Here is an 18,127-nt window from a genome sequence, read left to right as displayed (position 1 = left end):
TTCTGTTTCCCGGATTTCATTCTCATCTCCACTCTCTGATGGTTACGATGAGCCTGAAATCCTCCGCTACGCAATCAACCTAGTCTGTTCCATGGGTGCTGATGGCGGACACAGTGCGCTCAAGGTGTTCAGGCAAGATGCCATCCCGCATATCCCCCATTTCCACCATCAGGATAATACTGTGAGTAATGTTCTTTCCCAGCGCACTCACGGCCAGGCTTGCGATAATGTCCATTTCTGTGTTGAAGCTGACATTGCAGTTATCAACAACTTGCGCGACCTGGCTCAGCATGGGCGTTCGGATCAAGGATATGGAGCACGAGATCCCAGCATCGCGCATACGTATGATATTGCTGATCCGCGCGTCCGCCAGCCCTGTCGCGCCACCTTCAAGCATAGCATTCGCAATCTCAGGATGACCGCAAACGGCTTTTGTCACACCTGTCACCGTAATTCCGCGGGGTCTAAGGTGGTCGACCAGGAACCGTGTGTTGTACCGAATTTTGTCCAGATCAACGTCAATACGCAGCTTGCTCATTCAATCGTCGTAGCACGTACGGGTTGCAAGCGCGGAAAGGCAGATAGAACCATATTCACCAAGTTTTTTGGAGGACGGTTCAATGCGTCAGTGACCGGGAGATACAATTTGCGGTTATAGTCTGTGATGGCCTTTGAAATCTCAATATCATTCATTCCTTCATGGTTGATCGTCATGCCAATTACCTCTGTGTTCGCAAAAGCCTCGATCAGTGTGATTTCATCGCAAGGGTCGGGCATTGTCATGTTGGGGAAATCACATCGACGTTTTCGTTTGGGCGCGTGTTGAAGAATAACTGCATGTGGCTGACTGCCTCGCAGAATGAAGGCTGATGTGCAAAAGGCCGGATGGCTTAGCGCGCCCTGGCCCTCGATCACTATGACATCCGGGTGTTCATCTTCAGATGCTGCAACAACAGCGCGCTCAAGCTCGCCACAGCAAAATTGCGGCGGCACCGAATCCATCGCGACACCATACTTGGCGCCCTGCATCAATCCTGTCTGGCCGGTACCGACCAAAACTGTTTTGATCCCATGCGCGTTAAGGGCACTTGTCAGGATTGTCGCGGTTGTACTCTTTCCAATTGCACAATCGGTGCCGAACACCGCGATGCGGATCGCCTGGACGTCTCCAACACTGCCATCTAACAGGCGCAGGTCGGGATTTGGCCGCGGCTTGCGAATGTCGCGTATCGTGACATCGTGAATTTTGGCAAATCCGGCGAGCTCCTTGTCATCGCTAAGAAATTCATGCAGCCCACTGACGATGTTCATTCCGAGCGTTATCGCATCCACAACAACTTCGCGATCCTCAAGGGACATTCTGCCGCTGGCCGGCGCCATTCCGTAAATAAAAGTGTCGGGGATCGTAGCTTCATTAGCGACGGCGGCATCAAGATCATCGAAGATGGGAACCTGATTTGCGATATTATCAAGCACTTTGCCACTGTCACAACCGCCATACGTGCTGTCGATCACCGAAAGAACGCGATAGGCCTGTGAATGTCGAACGAGACCATTAGCCGTCTTGCCATCGATCTTTGCGAAGTTTCCTTCGCAATACACAATTGCAGTCGGTGTATCTGTCACGAGTGTCTTGCGGTGAAGCTCTGGAAAAACTGCTTGTTCCAGCGCCAGCTTTTGCGCATCGCTGGCAATGAACTGCTTGGTATCCGACGCAATGGGTACGGGTTTCATATTTGTTCCTTTTTAGATTGTGAAACGCGCGTCCTTGGTAAGGACGGGCAAAAATTGTGAAGTTTGGGAAAGTGGGCTTTCTGTCTGAATTCTCACTGGTTCAGAACACACAGCCCTTCTGATCGATGATAGTTTTTGTGGCATTGCCACCCATTGCCGGATCGGTCGATATGGGCATTTGCCGGTAGCTCGATTGCATTGCGGCGATCACCGGACGCCTCGTAGCCACGTTCGCATTTCCATCCAACTCCATGGATCGCGTCATCGTAGAAAGCATTTTCAGGCACAAAGACGGCATCGCATCGTCCGTCGCGCTCAAAATACCCACGCTCGCACGTCCAGGGACGCCCGCTGGTTGATGCGTTCAGAAAAGCGTTTTCCGGTACCGCTACTGCCACGCATGCTTCTCCGTTTTTTTCGTAGCCACGGTTGCAACGCCATGCAGATCCATAAGTGCTATTCGTCAGGTAAGCATTATCCGGCACCACGATTTTCTGGCAGCTATCGTCTACTCTTGTGTATCCATGCAGGCACCGCCACCTCTCACCTGATGGATCGAGATATCCACCTTCAGGCACAATCACTTCAGTGCATGAGGTGCCGCCAACTTCAACAAAGCCGTGCATACATGCCCACCCTGAGCCGTAGGTTCTGTTTGTGGGGTATGCATTTCCCGGCACGACAATGGCCACGCATTCTTCGCCTTCCAACCGATAGGACAAATCGCATTCCCAACCGTCGCCATACTTATTGGGATGCGCGTTATCCGGGATCGAATTTGTTTCTGCCGATGCGGGACTTGATGAGATAAGGGAGCCCGTCAAGCAGCTGAAAACGCCAACAAACAGCGCCGTCATGAAGTGAGAGTAAAACCAGTGCTGATTTTTTCGATTTGTCCTGGTGCAAACGACGTTGTCCGAATGTTGAGTGATTGAGTTACGATCCATCCAGGTTCAGCCCCTCGATACAGGCCTGTGCCAGATCTTTGTTGGGGGTTTGGGATCCCGGTACCGTTGCCCAGCCGGCTGCCATAACGGCATCCTTTCGCTTGAAAGAAGTAGCTTCTTTGATCGTCGTTATTTTTTCGGCGCGTTGGGTGTCAGTTCTCGCCATGTCGACGCAGATCGGAACCAACGCAGCGATTACATTGTCGCGGGACATGGCGTTGGCCATCTTGTCCGCGTTACTGCCGGTCATCCATCCACCCCAAGAAAATCCAACGACGCCTACGAAAACCCCGCCGATCAGAGCACCGTAGATTCCGGGTTTAAGCCATTCGGGCGTGTTCATAATCTATTCCTCCTGCGGGGAAAGCGCCGCATCGCTGTCATTGTTAGATGTGGCCAAGGTTTGGTCTTGCTTGAGCGCCAGTTCAAAATCTTCTGGGTCAATTGGGCGCATTTCCGTGCGGCCTGGCTTGCTGCCTTTGCCCTGAACTGTCAGGTAGGTTCCGGTTCTGCGATATGCTTCGAAACTCAGGCCCTGCAGTAGTTCTTCAACAACAACTACTTCATACTCGCCTGCAGGAAGTTCATCCGGGTAGCCGGACAAAGAGAACGGATTTGAAAACGTCACCAAAGAACTGGACGATCTCGTGCTCACCTTGGTCCTCCATATAGTTTGTTGGATCTTCCCCGCGCAGTCTGCCGCGGTACACGCTCGTAAGCGCTGCGGTAGTACTGGCGTTGTAATTTAGAATAATGTGCAAATGGCAGACGCGCGCTGATCGATGTTAGTCTGCGGCCAATGACCTGAGATTTTATTGGAATCTCAAATGCATTTGGTGCCCGAGGATCAGGTACTGCCAAAAATTGACTAACCTGCGTCAGTGCAACGATGTTTGGATTCCGGCAACGTGATGTGTGTTGGCGGGATATTTGCTGGCGTGTTCTTAACGAGTATTTGAGAAGCGCAGGAAATCCAGTACCGCAATCGGACTGTATTTATCTTGCGCTTCTTTTTCGGTGAAATCCAAAATCTGCCGAAGCGAATGGCGTCTCTAACCAGGCAACTATCATCAAAATCCCGGCATCGCTGAAGGGGTGAACCTATTGCTTCAACAGTGGCCCGGTCTGATCCAGATAAGTGGGGTCAAAACCGGCCAACGTCACCAGTCCGTCATAATCATCAAATGCCACTTGCCCGGATTGAAAAGTAACCAACCCCTTCTCCCGCAGTTGCCGTAGGACACGATTAACATGCACGGCACTCAGTCCCAGCGCATCGGCAAGGTGGTATTGTGTCAGGGGGCAAGTGTATCCCGTCTTGTTTGCCATCCCGACCTGAGTCAACCTCACACCAAGTTCCAAAAGAAAATGCGCCATGCGCTCACCCGCATCTCGCCGTCCTATGTTGACCAGGTGCTCAACCACCATCGCTTCATCTCGGGAGACCGCCCAAAGAATTGCTGTCGCCAGCCGGGGCGTCTGCGCAAATGCTTCCAGGAGATCATCCACTACTACTTCAATGGCTTGGATTTCCATGATTGGTTCTATGCTGTGATCCGAGGTGTGCAACAGAACGCTTCGCAAGCCCAGAAAGTCACCCGGTATTTGGAAATCGACGATCTGACGCGACCCGTCAGTCTGGGTTTTGTAGGAACAAACCCAGCCCGAGGCCAGAATGTAGGCCGCCTGCTCTGATTGCCCTTGATGCACAAGGTCACGTCCGGCTTCAAAGGTTCTGCGACGCTTGTGCAGGCGTGCCAATACCGCAAGTTCAACCTCAGTCAGAGCGACGAAGTTTGAAAGCTTTCGGGTGAGTGGACTATTTTTGATAGTGCGCAAGTGTTCTTCCTTCATCGATGAGCAGCCCGCGAAACTATCCGACGCCAAGACTGCTTTCGATCAGTTAAGTATACAGCAATCTATGCCAGTATGGTGCAATTCATCGTGGCGCTTCCATGCTTGGACGCCTGTTAGAAAAGGACGTCTACCATGGCTGACCGGCAAGACCATTCAGGAATGGCCGCACTCTCAATTTGTGAAGCGCTTTTGCTTGCAATTAAAGATCGTGAGCTTCTGCCCGAACATGAAATTGTGGGAGTTCTGCATGACGCAGCTGCTGTCCACGAAACAGCGGTCGGCAATAACGATGAAAAGGACATGCACCAGGCCGCCGCTGTTCTGATAAACAAGATCATTGCTTCCGGCTATCGCGTTCGGCAGTAACGTTAATTTCCTGTCAGAAAAACAAGATTACGCTCGTCAAAAAAGCATAACAACAAATAGAAGCACTATTGGTGCTTCGTTCCCGATCAATTCAAACACGAAGCAAGAACCAAAGATCCAATCTCTGCAATATCTCAACTTAATGAAAAATTCCACGACCGCGAATTACCCCCTCTTCCCCGCCACCTGCATGAGCCACAACGAGAATTTGCTTACTGGCTGAAGGCCCGCATGGCCTGTCCTGCTGCACTGCCTGCGACAACGCAAACGTTGGCTTTGTTCGGCGTCTAAGTTGCTGATCCTATGTGCCTCGAAACTACAGTTTGATAGTATCGCATCATCATAGCTTTGAATGACCGGTCTGGCGACAACAGCTGCAACGCAGCGATGAATGTGCTGCGACAGCAAATCAATGCCGCGTCAGCAATTGCCGCAATCGCACAAGTCCGGTTTGTCCCGCGTCTTACCCATTTGCGGGCAATGACGCGGATGGTAGTGTTTCCCGATAGCATACATTCGTGCATCGAGCGGCGAAGGTGCAAGGAGAGCCCTGAGCGGCCCTCTCAAATTTACGCTGCGTGTGCATAGTGTAGCGAATTTTCTGCGCAGGCGAAAAAGTCCGCGCCGCCACGCGGCGGCGATCTCGGCCATTCGCGCATCGCGCAGCATTTATTGAGGTGGGAATTTACAAGTCGCGGACTTAGCAGCCAATAGCGTTCACCGACGCAGTGTCGGCACCCAGACAATTAGGGAACATTCAAGTTCGCGACCCAGGGCTGTGTATGTCTATCTCAGCAAGTGCAGTACTTGTACGCCTAAAAATAGGAAAGCGGACGTTAAGAGTTGAACTTTAGGAAAGTGTCTGCGTCCGCTTATGCATGCTTCGCGAGGTTGGTGTGGTGTTAAGTCCCTGCGCTAGATGCTCCACAGATCATTGACCAATGGTCGCTCCCAGATCACTGTCAGTCATGACTCATGAGTCATGAGTTAGGCAAAGCGCAAGTTGCGACCAGACTCCACCGACCAAACAGCTTGAGCTTGCGCGAATGGCGCACTGATCCATCGGTTGCGAGTGTTTTGGGCATTTTGCATGGCATGCGGACAAGACGGAGGGACTGTCAGGCATCTGCACTTATCAAGTCGCTTGCCTTTTCGCCTATCATAATTGCTGGCGCATTAGTGTTGCCACTGACGATATCCGGCATAATGGAGCAATCAGCTACCCTTAGGTTCTTTATTCCATGCACATTTAGTTTTGCGTCGACAACGGACATGCCATTGCTTCCCATCGCGCAAGTTCCGGTTGGGTGATAGATTGATGCGGTGTTGGATCTGGCCCAATCTAGCGTGCCTTCGTAATCGTCGCAACTCAGCTCTGCCGTCGGTCGAAATTCCTCGGAAATTTTTGAAGCCAGAGGGGCCAGTTTGGCAATCCCACGTGCGATATTCACGCCATCGACGATCGTTTTGCAATCCGTTTCCGTGGACAGGTAGTTAGGGACGATTTTGACGTGTTTAGACGGATCGGGACCGTTCAACCGCAATTCTCCGCGGCTTTCCGGGCGCAGTTGGCACACCGACATCGTGAACGCTGAAAACGGATGCACTCCCTCGCCAGGACTGTCAGCGGACCAGGGTTGGACGTGAAACTGAATGTCGGGGGTTTCAACCTCGGGGCGGGTTTTCATGAAACCGGTGGCAAGGCTGGCGGCCATGGTCATCGGGCCTGCGCGGAACAGCGCGTATTTCAGGGCAATTCGCGCCTGATTGAACAGGCTGCGGACTTCGTCATTCAAAGTCGGCTCGTTACATTTAAACACAAGCCGCGCCTGTAAGTGATCCTGCAAACCCTTGCCGACACCCGGCAGGGCGTGCAGCGGTTCGATACCGTTTTCCTTTAGATGATCTGGGTCTCCGATTCCCGACAACATCAGAATTTGGGGGGAATTGATCGCCCCACCGGACAGAATGATCTCGCGCCGGACTTTTAGAGTTTGTTCAGCACCCGAACGATCCCGATAAACCAGTCCGGTTGCCTTTTTCCCTTCTAAAACCACCCGCGCTACCAAGGCATTGGTAATGATGTTGAGGTTCTGACGACCCCGGATAGGTTTTAGATACGCCACGGCTGCGCTGCAGCGTCGACCATTGCGGGTGGTCAACTGAAAGTACCCGACGCCCTCTTGTTCGGCCCCGTTGTAGTCTGGATTGAACGGATAACCTGCGGCCTGCGCTGCAGCGACCCACGCGTCGCAGATGGGACGTTGGATGCGCATGTTGGACACAGACAAAGGTCCACCGACACCGTGGAATTCATCCTCGCCGCGCTCTTGATCCTCGCAGCGTTTGAACAGTGGCAACACGTCCTCCCAGCCCCAACCTTCGTTGCCCATCTGACGCCAACGGTCGTAATCCTCTTTCTGGCCGCGCACATATAGCAACCCATTCAAAGAGGATGACCCACCCAGCACCTTACCGCGTGGCCAATCGATGGATCGACCGTTCAGGCCGGGATCGGGTTCGGTCCGATAACACCAGTCGACCGATGGATTGTGCATTGTTTTGAAATAGCCAACAGGGATGTGAATCCACGGGTTCGTATCGCGGCCACCAGCCTCAAGCAGCGCAACCGTCGTATTGGGATCAGCGCTTAGCCGATTGGCAATGACACAGCCCGAAGACCCCGCGCCAACAACCGCATAATCCACCTCCATGACTGCCTCCTCCGAAAGTTGCTGAAAAAAACTCTATGCAAGTTGATCGAATTATACTAGCCTTTTTTGATACAAAACGTCTCAATATTTGTGATCAGGGAGGTAAGCAATGGAGATTGGTCGGAAACTAAGTGGTATTTCGCGTCGGAATTTCTTCCGAGTTGCGGGCCGTTACGGCATGAGCTCGACCTTATTGGCAGCAGGCGGGTTCGGTGGCGCAATGAGCCTGGCGAATCTGGCACAGGCTGCCGAATCAACTTACGAGAAACGCTTTTCGAAAGAACCGAAGCACACGCTGAAATTCGGCGCGTCGGGCTTCAACACCCGCAACCTGCTGATTGAACGCGCAGGCGCAATCGAGTTCGCACGGGATCTGGAAGAGCGAACGGATGGCGAGATTCGGATTGAATTCATCGGTGACAATCAGATCTGCGGACAGTTGAGCTGTGTTGAGAAGACACAGCAGGGTATCGTCGACATCTATGCGGCATCGACCCAGAACTCTGCCGGCGGTGCGCCCTATCTGAACGTGCTGGATTACGCGTATATGTTCCCCAGTCGCGCGGCACAGTATCATTTCTTCTACAGCCCGGCGAGCCAGCGCATCCTGCGTGATCCGCTGGAGAAACGGCATGGGCTGAAGTTCCTGTTCACTCATTGCGAATTGCGCGGTCTGCAAATGGGATCGACCTTTTCAGACAAACCGACCGTCACCAAACTGGAAGAACTGTTTGGCACCAAAAACCGCGTGACCGGCACGCAGTTGGGCCGGATTGCGATGCAGTTATTGAACCTGAACCCGGTGCCGGTGGCATGGGAAGAGACTCTGGACGCGCTCAAGACTGGTCTGATCGACGGGGCCGAAACATGGGCCTCGGCCGTTGCCTATGCCAACATGGCGCCGGTGGTCTCGCAGTCAGTGAACCTGAAATTCTTCTGCGGAACCGAACATACCTCAATGTCAGCAAAGGTGTTTGATGGGCTGAGCGGCGAGTTACAGGATGCTGTGATGGAATCTTCGTACTTTACGCAGGCGCTGATTCAGGGCGCGAATGAGGCGGCGCTGTTGAACACCGTGGGCTTCTCGGACCCGCAACTGCCTGACACGATCTTTGCCGAAAACGGCGTGCGCCCGGCATTTCTGGCGGATGATCAGATCAAACTGGCCGAGGAAATGTGCGCCCCAAACTACAACCCCGAGCCCTGGGCGCAATGGCGTGAACGCCTGAACAAATGGGCAGGTGGCATCGATACCTATCAGGAAATCTATGACATCGCGCGTGAGATTCCAGCCGATACACTACCGGAAAATGTCGAGCCGCGCCGTTGGTGGAAGGGCGAAGCCTGATAAACTTACACGAACCGGCCCCAGGCGGGCCGGTTCATCCAATTACCGACTGGGAGGACGGGGTACATGTCGTTTTGGGCAGACATAGGCGCAATTTTCAGCGCCTTTCTCAGCCAGGATTCGTTCGAGATTCAATCCGCACTGGAATCCGACGCGACCTGGGTGTTGGGCGCGATTGTCTCGGCTCTGGGCGGGTTCGTGATCATGCTGATCTATCGGGCCGTGCCCTTCATTGAACGGCATCTGGAACGATCGGTAATGGTGTATTCCTACCTTGCCATTGCCTTGATCATCTTTTGGGGCGTGATCGACCGGTTCGTGTTCAACGATCAAGAGCCCTGGTCGACCACTATTCCGCCGCTGCTGTTCATGGTGATGGCGTGGTTCGGGGCCTCGTATAACGTCCGCCTACGTACACATCTGAGCTTTAGCGAATTCCGCTCTGCCATGCCGCGCAGTGGTCAATTGGCCTGCCTGATCCTTGACGCCTTGCTGTGGTTCATATTCGCAGTGATCGTCATCGTGACCACGTCCCGGCTAGTCGCCCTTTCGGCATCGAACTTTCAGATCGTTCTGGGGACTGACAATATCATGCAGTGGTGGTTCCTTCTGGCCGCACCACTGTCGTTCTTTCTGATGGTCGGTCGGGTGTTTCAAAACCTCGCCGACGATCTGCACAACTGGAAAACAGGTGAGCCGCTGATCAAGCAGGCCGTGATCGGAGCAGACTGATGACAGATGGAACCATGGTCACACTGATCTCGCTTGGGGTCACTTTTCTGTTCATGTTGGGCGTGCCGGTCCTGTTGGTCATCGGTTATTGGGTCATAGGCTGTTCATTTGTCCTTGGCCTGACGCTGGACAACATGGGTGCCGAATTGCTGAACGTGTTCAACAAGGGTTTTGCCCTGTTGGCGATGCCACTGTTCATCCTGACCGGAGACCTGATCAACAAATCGGGTATTGCGCGGCGTCTCAGCGATTTCGCCTATGCCTGTCTGGGCTGGATACGCGGCGGGCTGGCGATGGCCTCGCTTGGCGCCTGTGGGTTGTTCGCAGCAATCTCAGGATCCAACTCGGCGACGACAGCAACCATTGGCTCAATGCTGCATCCCGAGATGGTGAAAGGCGGCTATGACGAACGTTTCAGCGCGGCCACAGCGGCGGCGGGTGGTACGGTGGGCATCATCATTCCTCCGTCGATTATCTTTATCGTCTACGGATTTCTTATGAACCTGCCGATTTCCGAACTGTTCGTTGCAGGCATCCTTCCGGGGGCACTAATGGTCTTTGGCATGCAATTCGCGTGCTGGATCATTTGCCGCATAAACGGTTGGGGGCATCTGATCCCGTTACAGCTGAACCGAGTGTTGAAAACCGCCTTTGGTGCATGGCTTGGGTTCTTCGCAATTGGACTGGTGCTTTGGGGCATCTATACGGGCAAATTCTCTCCGACCGAAGCAGCGGGCGTGACGGTTGGATTCTGTGTGATCGCAGGATTGGTCAGCTATCCGATCAACCGGATCATGGGCGCGCGGAATGATATTTCGCCGACCGAGAAGAGCTATGCCGAGATGTTCGTAGTCGAAGGGTTTACTATCCCCGAGATCCCATCGATCGTGATCCGTTCGGCCCAGATCACCGGAATTCTTGCACCGCTGATCGCGATTTCGGTGGTGATGCAGCAGATCCTGTCCTTGCTTGGCGCACAGCAGACCATTGGGGATTTCGTAACCTCAATGGGTGGGTACCATGCGGTTCTGTTCACCTCGATGGTGATCGTCTTCTTCTCGGGCATGGTGCTGGAAAGCCTGCCTGTGACGATCATTCTGGCCCCGATCCTTGCCCCGATTGCGGCGTCAGTTGGAATTGATCCGATCCATTTCTCAGTGATCTTCCTCGTGGGGGCGTCTATCGGGTTCATCACTCCGCCATATGGCTTAAACCTGTATGTGGCCTCTGGCGTGACCGGAGTGCCCTATTTCCGGCTGCTGCGGTACACAGTACCTTATCTGGTCGCATTGCTGTCGGTGTGGATTTTGGTGTCACTTGTGCCCGATCTGGCCTTGATCCTGCTGCCAAATAACTAGACTGTTAAGGAATGGCCGCAACGGAAACACAAGATAAAGAGACACAGATACCGACCAACTTGCGCCTTCTTCTCATCCTTGAGGAGGTTGCGCGACGCGGGGTCGCCGTCAAACCGTCAGACCTGATCGAGTCACTGGGCCTGGCCAAGCCAACCATCCACCGCCTGTTGCAAACCGCAGAAGCCGAGGGCTTCCTGCAGCGCGATCTGGATGGGCGTTCATACGGCCCTGGACACCGGCTGCGATTGCTTTCGGTCAATACGATGTCTTCCGAGCACCTGCGTACGGCGCGTCTGGCGATCTTGCGCAGCGTCGCCGAGCAGGTTGGTGAAACCTGCAATCTCGCCATTCCAGACCGAGAGGGGATGATCTATCTGGACCGGGTGGAAACGAAGTGGCCACTGCGGATTCAACTTCCGGTTGGTACTCAGGTACCCTTCCATTGTACGGCCAGCGGCAAGATGTACCTGTCCACACTTCGGCAAAAAACGCTGGGCGGTTTTCTTTCAGCGGGAAATCTACAACCTCAGACGGAGCGCTCACTGACTGATCCCAAGTCGCTGCGAGCGGAGATCCAACGTATCACTGAGAATAGTTATTCCACCGATGACGAGGAATTCATGACCGGAATGACTGCCCTAGCTGTACCCGTTCAGGATGGGCAAGGCCGATTGGTAGGCACGCTTTCGGTTCACGCGCCGACACAACGTCATGACGTCAACAGTCTGATGTCGTTTCTGGGAATACTGCAAAAAGGGGCGGATGAGCTTTCGGCTCTTTTGACCGAGTGACTAGTACCGGAGATGACAGTCAAAACGTAAACTTTTTTACCAACTGCGAATTCGGTAATCGACCGGTTTGGAGAATTCTGCACCTCAGTGAGTGAGAGTGTGATCAAAGTCCAGTGTGCGCCGTTCGTTCAGCGTTGTAGAGTCAACATTTGCGCACTGCTGCCATTCCTGGCTGGTGCAGCATCTGCCGCTCTGGGCTCCGAACGGCCCAATGCATCCGCAGCGTTTCCCAAAGAACGCGCAACCGACAACGGCCATTCAAATCACAAGTAAATTGAGGCGTCAGCACGGTGCTGATGTCTGGGTTTGGCGGGAGGATTGGAGGGCGCACTATGCCAAGAGTCCAACTTCCTGCTGTCACCCCGAAACGAAGAGCCTGGAACAAGGGCCGGATCATCGGCCAGAAACGACCACTGTTGCCGAAACAGGTCTGGGCGATCCGCGCGCGGCTCGAACTGTCGGGCAACCTGCGCGATCTTGCGCTTTTCAACGTGGCTATCGACAGCAAACTACGAGGATGCGATCTGGTGAAACTGGCGGTTGCTGATCTGGTCAAGGATGACCGCGTGCGGGAGCGAGTTTCTGTGATCCAGAGTAAAACCAAGCGGCCCGTTCAATTCGAACTGACGGGAAACACGCGCGAAACTGTCCTGGCTTGGGTCAAGTCGCCCGAGATGTTTGCGTGCCGGTGCATGTTCCCGAGTCGGTTCCATGACCGCCCGCACATCTCGACGCGCCAGTACGGTCGGCTCGTCCGCGACTGGGTGACGGCGATTGGTTTAGAACCGAGCGGGTACGGCACCCATTCGCTTCGCAGGACAAAGGCGGCCGAAATTTACCGAAAGACCGGCAATCTTCGCGCAGTTCAGCTGCTACTTGGTCACACCAAAGTGGACAGCACCGTGCGCTACCTTGGCGTTGAGCTGGAAGATGCGTTGAGCATCGCCGAGCAAATCGACATTTGAACCACGTTGGCGGGCGGCACTTGCCGTTCGCCAATCCGAACCGGACCTGCGTTCGCGCCGCAGCAGCGGTTCGGATCGAGCCCCTGTCTACCATTTGATTGACGCGTGATCTAGCCGACGATAGGCAGAGTTCTATGGAAAACACTACGATAATCGCAACGACTTGGTGGCTGGCCTCCTAACAAGGTGGCCGGATGACCAAACGTATTCCGAGGCCGCCGCATGGGCGGCCTTTTGTTTTCCGAGCTTCCCGATGCGCTGCCTCTCTCGTTTCATGGGAAGACGCAAATGAACAGACCAACCATTCTGACAGGCGACCGCACGACGGGGCCGCTTCACATCGGGCACTATGCAGGCTCGCTTGCAAACCGACTGCGCTATCAGGACAGCCATGAACAATTCCTGCTGCTGGCGGATACCCAAGCCCTGACCGACAACGCCCATGACCCGGAGAAGGTGCGGCGCAGCGTGATGGAGGTCGCGCTGGACTATTTGGCCGTGGGCATTGATCCCTGTCGCACCACCATCTGCCTGCAATCGCATCTTCCGGCGTTGGCGGAGCTGTCGATGCTCTACCTGAACTTCGTCACGGTCGCGCGGCTCGAACGGAACCCGACGATCAAGGACGAAATTCGCGTGCGCGGGTTCGGACGGGATATTCCCGCCGGATTTCTGTGTTATCCGGCGGCACAGGCGGCGGACATCACAGCCTTCAAGGCGACGGTCGTGCCGGTCGGCGAGGATCAGGCCCCGTTGATCGAGCAAACGAACGAGATCGTGCGGCGCATCAACGCAACCTCAGGCCACGCCGTGTTGCCCGAGGCGCGGGCGATCATCCCCAGGGTGGGCCGGTTGCCCGGTATCGACGGCAAGACCAAGATGTCGAAATCTGGTGGCAACGCCATTGCGCTGTCCGCGTCGTCCGAGGAGATCCGAAATGCTGTCAGGGCGATGTTTACCGATCCGAACCATTTGCGGGTCGAAGACCCCGGCTGCATCGAGGGCAATGTCGTCTTTACCTATCTCGACGCCTTCGATCCGGACCAGGACGGGCTTGCCGAGCTCAAGGCCAAGTATCAGAGAGGCGGGCTTGGCGATAGCAAGATCAAGGCGCGTCTGGAAGCTATCCTTCAGGAGCTCATCGCCCCAATTCGCGAGCGTAGGGCACAGCTCTCCCAGGACCGGGGATACGTCCTTGAGGTAATCAAAGAGGGCACGGAACGGGCGCGAGAGCGCACCGAGGCGACAAAGCGCGATGTGGTTAGTGCCTTGGGTCTGTTCCAGTTGTAGGCGGGCAGTGGCGGGCGATCCGGATGAAGGTCCGTTTCGTCCGCTCCTCGTGTGTCGACCAAAGCTGCGGCGAAAGAGAGATTTGGATTAGGCCGAATTTTGCGCCGATGAATGACCGCAAACGAGAAATCCTCTGCGATGCAACAAATGGCGTGTCGCGCCTGCGAGGGGTTTCTGCGTCAGCAAAAGCGGCGTGAGCAAAAGTCGGCTCCATCCCGCAACTCGGAGTTTGCAAAGCACGATTTTGAAGGTCCGGTTTGGGTTGCCCTTGATCACTGATGGGATGGCAAGCGTTTCTTGCGGTATGCTGAAGCCGGCATACCCACATATCTTCGAAAGGCATTTCGGAAGCTTGATGGCTCGGTATATCCAACTTCAGCAGCTATTTCATCGATGGGCAAATCGGTCGTCTCAAGCATTTGCTTGGCTTCCTCTACCCTGAGAGTCTGAATGTACTCGACTGGCGTCTGCCCCGTGGCTTTGCGAAACCGCCGCAACAGACTACGCTCCGTCAAACCGCTTCGGGCGGCCATGGCGGTAACCGGGGTTGGCAGGGCATAGTTATCCGCGGCCCAAACCTGAGCATCTGCAACCAGAGCATCCTCGTGCTGTGCTCCCGCAGTCAAAGAAGCGTAGTGCAACTGTCCTTCAGTGTGAGGCTGGAGCAGATAAATCTTGGCGAGGCGTCGGGCCTCATCCTGGCCAGCAACTCGGCCGACCAGATACAGAACCAGATCACCCCACGCAGACGCTCCGCCTGCCGTCACGATCCGGTGCCCGTCACCCGCAGGTATCAGAATCCGTTCACGGCGCACGCGGACATCCGGGAATTTCCGGGCAATGACATCACAGAAACTCCAATGGCTGGTGGCATCAAGCCCATCCAGCAATCCTGCCGCCGCGAGTAAGAGCGCACCAGAACAAACAGAAGTTATGATCGCGCCGTCAGCATGCGCCTTGATAAGCCACGGGACCACAACCGCGAATTCATCTGGCAACGGTGCGTCAGGCGCAAGATGCAGGTCAGGAACGATTACCAAGTCAGGCTGACCAAATTCGGCCAGTGATCCGTCCGGCGTGATACGTCGTCCGTTGATGTCGACATAGGGTGCTCCATCTACCGACAACATCTGGGCGTCAAAAACCTTCGCCTTGGGACGGGCCCCATGCAGCATTTCCCAATCCCGGCCGACCGAAGCGAGCGCATCGAGAATACTGTAAGCCGTCGAGGTTCCGACGCAGGGCAAAGTCACAACCACTGTACGGCAGGGAGCTTTGAATGCTGGCATCGATATGTCCGATATTCACCGATTTGGTCATTTGCAGGCATATCACGACTCGCAAGCTTGCGGCAATACCGACGCAGAAACAGACGAGATGAACCCTAATAGTACCGGAGAAACCACATGAACGAACAAGCAGCAGTCACTTTTGATGAGGCCAAGGCAGAGCGCTTTGGTGAGCAGATGGTCGGCACATTAAATAGTGCCGCGCTCGCGCTGATGACGTCGATTGGTCACCGTACCCATCTATTTGACGCGCTCGCCGATTTACCTAACGCCACCTCCTCAACTCTGGCCGAGAAGGCTGGCTTGGCCGAGCGCTACGTACGCGAATGGTTGGCCGTGATGGTGACATCGGGCGTGGTCGAATACGCCCCCGGAGCTGGAACCTACACTCTTCCCCCTGAACACGCGGCGTTGCTTACCCATGCGGCAAAACCCGACAACATGGCTGTAACCTGCCAGTTCATTGGTGTCATGGCTTCGGTCGAGGAAGATATGGTCGCGCGGTTTCGAGATGGTGCGGGCACCCATTACCATGACTACTGCCGATTTCACGAAGTGATGGCAGAAGACAGCGCCCAGCTGGTGGTATCAGCCCTGATCGAGCACATCCTTCCTGTGGAACCTGGCCTGATCGAACGTCTTGAGCGCGGCATCGATGTTCTGGATGTAGGTTGCGGTGCGGGCCGCGCGATGATGGAACTGGCACAGGCCTTCCCCGCAAGCCGCTTTGTCGGGATCGATCTATGTGAGGACGCCTTTACTGAAACGCAAGTCTCAGCGGCACGCATGGGTCTGAAGAACCTAACGTTTCGTGCGCAGGACCTTTCCAAAATCAATTCTCTGGGAAGTTTCGATCTGATCACAGCGTTTGATGCGGTCCACGACCAGAAAGACCCGCAGGGACTATTGGACCTTGTCTACCGCTCGCTCGCCGAGGACGGATTGTTCCTGATGCAAGATATAGGCGGGTCCCGGAACCTGGAAACCAATATCCAAAATCCGTTTGCGCCCCTGCTTTACTCCCTGTCGCTGATGCACTGTACCCCAGTGTCGATTGGACAAGGCGGGCCAGGCCTCGGTGCAATGTGGGGCATTGAGACAGCACAGGAATATCTCGCCAATGCAGGCTTCGGTCAGGTCAAGACCCATCACCTGCCTCATGATCAACTCAACGCATACTTTTTCGCGCGCCGTTAAGCGCACTGTTTTTGGAGTTCTCAAATGAAAGTTCCTCATTCAACAACCGCCATCATTATCGGAGCCGGTCTTTCCGGGCTGGCTGCGGCCTTTGAGCTGCGCGCCCGGAATATCCCGTTCACCATTCTGGAAGCGTCCGACAGGGTGGCCGACCCGTGGCGCGCACGGCATCCGAAGTTGCGACTGAACATTCATCGCCATTTCGCCAGCCTCCCCGGACATCACGCACCTCGTAAAGCGGACACCTTTTTGCCCCGAGATGCTGTTGTCGACTACCTGAGCGAGTATGCGCGTCAGTTTGCTTCCGATATCCATTTCGAGACCCGTGTCCTGTCAATCCGCCGTGAAGACGACATCTGGCAGATCGAAACCAACAGGGGCACCTATTTCAGCGCCCACCTGATTGTCGCAACGGGGCGGGAGAAAGTGCCTGATATGCCCGTTTGGCCGGGCATGGAGGAGTTTGGCGGTCAAATCGTTCACGCCGCCGACTTTGGTGACCCCAGTGAATACGACGGGAAGAAAGTCCTTGTCATCGGGGCCGGCAACTCAGGCACAGATGTGTTGAATCATTTGTCGCGCAGCAATCCGGCCCAGGTCTGGGTATCGGTCAGGCATGGGCCATCGATCCTGCCATCGCGCGTCTTCGGCTTTTCGTTACAGCGGCTGGCCAACCTGTTCACGCTATTCCCCAAATGGTCACTCGATCCGATCTTTTCGATCATGCAGCGTGCCTTCTTTGGAAACTTGCGCCGTTATGGCCTGCGCCGCCATGTCATGGGCGGTGGTTCCCGGATGCTGAAAGACGGAGTTACCTTCGCTCTGGATGATGGATTCGTTTCTGCGCTGAAATCTGGTCAGTTTACGGCCGTCAGCGAAACCGTCGGCTTTTCGCCCCACGCCGTTGAACTGGCCAGCGGTCGAAAGCTCCACCCCGACGTGGTGATCTGCGCCACTGGATATGGAGCAGATCTGGATGAACTCTTCGGGCACATGGGTGCGTTGGACAACAAGGGTTATCCACTACATCCAATGGGTCAGGAAGATCCTCAAAATCCCGGTCTTTGGTTCACTGGGTACGGATTGTTGTTTCAGGGATTTTTCCACGCAGCAGGCATAAGCGCAAGTCGTATTGCAAACCAAATCGAAGCGTGTGCCAATGCGTCGTCCCAAGCTCAATCATCAGGGTATCTGTCACAAGGAGCAAATCAAGGCGTTCAGTCTTTGGAAGGAGCGGTGCGATGAACTTTTCAAACTCCGCACTGATGTTGTCGCCGCCAAGGGGTTGGCGGCTGCATATCACGAACGCTTACCGACTCTTCAGACACTTACTGCGCCGGAAACGGAAGTATTGCTGCATGGATGAATTGCCTAGCCATCTGTTGCGGGACGTAGGTCTTGAGCGCCTCATTGATGTGAAACCTGATACTGTCCGTCATCGAATGATTTGGAACACGAGCGTTTGATTGGCTTAGGAGGATCAGGCTCGCCGCAGTTTCAATCTACGCCGCGTTCTGATGATGCAGCAAGCGGCGTTTC

General features: G+C 54.8%; 17 protein-coding genes. 9 read left to right on the top strand and 8 right to left on the bottom strand.

From position 1 onward, the window contains the following. Positions 1-79: 79 nt before the first annotated feature. The 6 genes from ACR0DY_RS19475 to ACR0DY_RS19450 all read right to left on the bottom strand — a co-directional run bounded on the left by ACR0DY_RS19475 (position 80) and on the right by ACR0DY_RS19450 (position 4,535). A complete protein-coding gene (locus tag ACR0DY_RS19475; RefSeq protein WP_480547648.1) occupies positions 80-538 on the bottom strand; it encodes an alanine racemase in 459 nt (152 codons plus the stop codon). Then, entirely contained in the window at positions 535-1,734 is a 1,200-nt protein-coding gene (locus ACR0DY_RS19470; RefSeq protein WP_480898985.1) for an N-acetyltransferase DgcN family protein, read from the bottom strand. Before ACR0DY_RS19470 ends, ACR0DY_RS19475 begins: the two co-directional genes overlap by 4 nt. A 92-nt stretch (positions 1,735-1,826) precedes the next feature. After that, positions 1,827-2,681: a hypothetical protein gene (locus ACR0DY_RS19465; RefSeq protein WP_480827130.1), complete on the bottom strand. Its 855-nt coding sequence runs from the start codon at positions 2,679-2,681 to the stop codon at positions 1,827-1,829. Then, on the bottom strand, positions 2,671-3,024 hold the full coding sequence (locus ACR0DY_RS19460) for a hypothetical protein (RefSeq protein ID WP_010442293.1): 354 nt from the start codon (positions 3,022-3,024) through the stop codon (positions 2,671-2,673). The genes ACR0DY_RS19465 and ACR0DY_RS19460 overlap by 11 nt, the downstream gene beginning before the upstream one ends. A 3-nt stretch (positions 3,025-3,027) precedes the next feature. Then, the gene (locus tag ACR0DY_RS19455) at positions 3,028-3,309 is read right to left on the bottom strand and encodes a hypothetical protein (RefSeq protein WP_480547650.1); all 282 of its coding nucleotides are present in this window, start codon (positions 3,307-3,309) and stop codon (positions 3,028-3,030) included. 473 nt (positions 3,310-3,782) lie between these two features. Beyond that, on the bottom strand, positions 3,783-4,535 hold the full coding sequence (locus ACR0DY_RS19450) for a Crp/Fnr family transcriptional regulator (RefSeq protein WP_170772338.1): 753 nt from the start codon (positions 4,533-4,535) through the stop codon (positions 3,783-3,785). 135 nt (positions 4,536-4,670) lie between these two features. On the opposite strand from ACR0DY_RS19450, the gene ACR0DY_RS19445 reads away from it, so the two are divergent. Further along, the gene (locus ACR0DY_RS19445; RefSeq protein WP_010442296.1) at positions 4,671-4,904 is read left to right on the top strand and encodes a hypothetical protein; all 234 of its coding nucleotides are present in this window, start codon (positions 4,671-4,673) and stop codon (positions 4,902-4,904) included. A 1,118-nt stretch (positions 4,905-6,022) separates the two neighbouring features. Here ACR0DY_RS19445 and ACR0DY_RS19440 read toward each other — a convergent pair. Further along, the gene (locus ACR0DY_RS19440) at positions 6,023-7,618 is read right to left on the bottom strand and encodes a GMC family oxidoreductase (protein ID WP_480483846.1); all 1,596 of its coding nucleotides are present in this window, start codon (positions 7,616-7,618) and stop codon (positions 6,023-6,025) included. Positions 7,619-7,727: 109 nt separating this feature from the next. On the opposite strand from ACR0DY_RS19440, the gene ACR0DY_RS19435 reads away from it, so the two are divergent. The 6 genes from ACR0DY_RS19435 to trpS all read left to right on the top strand — a co-directional run bounded on the left by ACR0DY_RS19435 (position 7,728) and on the right by trpS (position 14,102). Next, a complete protein-coding gene (locus tag ACR0DY_RS19435) occupies positions 7,728-8,966 on the top strand; it encodes a TRAP transporter substrate-binding protein (protein ID WP_480483847.1) in 1,239 nt (412 codons plus the stop codon). Positions 8,967-9,032: 66 nt separating this feature from the next. Next, positions 9,033-9,698, top strand: coding sequence for a TRAP transporter small permease (locus ACR0DY_RS19430; RefSeq protein WP_480487433.1), 666 nt, complete (start codon positions 9,033-9,035; stop codon positions 9,696-9,698). Then, positions 9,698-11,056, top strand: coding sequence for a TRAP transporter large permease (locus ACR0DY_RS19425; protein ID WP_480547640.1), 1,359 nt, complete (start codon positions 9,698-9,700; stop codon positions 11,054-11,056). The genes ACR0DY_RS19430 and ACR0DY_RS19425 overlap by 1 nt, the downstream gene beginning before the upstream one ends. Before the next feature lie 11 nt (positions 11,057-11,067). Continuing rightward, complete coding sequence (locus ACR0DY_RS19420; RefSeq protein WP_480487430.1) at positions 11,068-11,847, top strand: IclR family transcriptional regulator; 780 nt, start codon at positions 11,068-11,070, stop codon at positions 11,845-11,847. Positions 11,848-12,179: 332 nt separating this feature from the next. Beyond that, positions 12,180-12,812 carry a tyrosine-type recombinase/integrase gene (locus ACR0DY_RS19415; RefSeq protein ID WP_480483851.1) on the top strand — a complete coding sequence of 211 codons (633 nt, stop codon included), beginning with the start codon at positions 12,180-12,182 and terminating at the stop codon, positions 12,810-12,812. A 288-nt stretch (positions 12,813-13,100) separates the two neighbouring features. Continuing rightward, entirely contained in the window at positions 13,101-14,102 is a 1,002-nt protein-coding gene (gene trpS / locus ACR0DY_RS19410; RefSeq protein WP_480547638.1) for a tryptophan--tRNA ligase, read from the top strand. Positions 14,103-14,374: 272 nt separating this feature from the next. On the opposite strand, the gene ACR0DY_RS19405 is transcribed toward trpS, so the two are convergent. Then, positions 14,375-15,391 carry a GlxA family transcriptional regulator gene (locus tag ACR0DY_RS19405; RefSeq protein ID WP_480474842.1) on the bottom strand — a complete coding sequence of 339 codons (1,017 nt, stop codon included), beginning with the start codon at positions 15,389-15,391 and terminating at the stop codon, positions 14,375-14,377. A gap of 117 nt (positions 15,392-15,508) precedes the next feature. On the opposite strand from ACR0DY_RS19405, the gene ACR0DY_RS19400 reads away from it, so the two are divergent. Both ACR0DY_RS19400 and ACR0DY_RS19395 read left to right on the top strand, forming a co-directional pair. Beyond that, entirely contained in the window at positions 15,509-16,588 is a 1,080-nt protein-coding gene (locus ACR0DY_RS19400; RefSeq protein WP_480474843.1) for a class I SAM-dependent methyltransferase, read from the top strand. Positions 16,589-16,612: 24 nt separating this feature from the next. After that, entirely contained in the window at positions 16,613-17,833 is a 1,221-nt protein-coding gene (locus ACR0DY_RS19395; RefSeq protein ID WP_480483854.1) for a flavin-containing monooxygenase, read from the top strand. Positions 17,834-18,127: the final 294 nt, after the last annotated feature.

The sequence above is a fragment of the Ruegeria sp. O6 genome (assembly GCF_056535045.1).
Note: the sequence above shows the minus strand (reverse complement) of the source record. Positions and strands in the feature narration are given on the sequence as shown.

Excerpts from the sequence above, each read along its gene's own strand:
- ACR0DY_RS19475 (WP_480547648.1), bottom strand. The coding sequence starts at position 538 with ATGAGCAAGCTGCGTATTGACGTTGATCTGGACAAAATTCGGTACAAC.
- ACR0DY_RS19470 (WP_480898985.1), bottom strand. The coding sequence starts at position 1,734 with ATGAAACCCGTACCCATTGCGTCGGATACCAAGCAGTTCATTGCCAGC.
- ACR0DY_RS19465 (WP_480827130.1), bottom strand. The coding sequence starts at position 2,681 with ATGGATCGTAACTCAATCACTCAACATTCGGACAACGTCGTTTGCACC.
- ACR0DY_RS19460 (WP_010442293.1), bottom strand. The coding sequence starts at position 3,024 with ATGAACACGCCCGAATGGCTTAAACCCGGAATCTACGGTGCTCTGATC.
- ACR0DY_RS19450 (WP_170772338.1), bottom strand. The coding sequence starts at position 4,535 with ATGAAGGAAGAACACTTGCGCACTATCAAAAATAGTCCACTCACCCGA.
- ACR0DY_RS19445 (WP_010442296.1), top strand. The coding sequence starts at position 4,671 with ATGGCTGACCGGCAAGACCATTCAGGAATGGCCGCACTCTCAATTTGT.
- ACR0DY_RS19440 (WP_480483846.1), bottom strand. The coding sequence starts at position 7,618 with ATGGAGGTGGATTATGCGGTTGTTGGCGCGGGGTCTTCGGGCTGTGTC.
- ACR0DY_RS19435 (WP_480483847.1), top strand. The coding sequence starts at position 7,728 with ATGGAGATTGGTCGGAAACTAAGTGGTATTTCGCGTCGGAATTTCTTC.
- ACR0DY_RS19430 (WP_480487433.1), top strand. The coding sequence starts at position 9,033 with ATGTCGTTTTGGGCAGACATAGGCGCAATTTTCAGCGCCTTTCTCAGC.
- ACR0DY_RS19425 (WP_480547640.1), top strand. The coding sequence starts at position 9,698 with ATGACAGATGGAACCATGGTCACACTGATCTCGCTTGGGGTCACTTTT.
- ACR0DY_RS19420 (WP_480487430.1), top strand. The coding sequence starts at position 11,068 with ATGGCCGCAACGGAAACACAAGATAAAGAGACACAGATACCGACCAAC.
- ACR0DY_RS19415 (WP_480483851.1), top strand. The coding sequence starts at position 12,180 with ATGCCAAGAGTCCAACTTCCTGCTGTCACCCCGAAACGAAGAGCCTGG.
- trpS (WP_480547638.1), top strand. The coding sequence starts at position 13,101 with ATGAACAGACCAACCATTCTGACAGGCGACCGCACGACGGGGCCGCTT.
- ACR0DY_RS19405 (WP_480474842.1), bottom strand. The coding sequence starts at position 15,391 with ATGCCAGCATTCAAAGCTCCCTGCCGTACAGTGGTTGTGACTTTGCCC.
- ACR0DY_RS19400 (WP_480474843.1), top strand. The coding sequence starts at position 15,509 with ATGAACGAACAAGCAGCAGTCACTTTTGATGAGGCCAAGGCAGAGCGC.
- ACR0DY_RS19395 (WP_480483854.1), top strand. The coding sequence starts at position 16,613 with ATGAAAGTTCCTCATTCAACAACCGCCATCATTATCGGAGCCGGTCTT.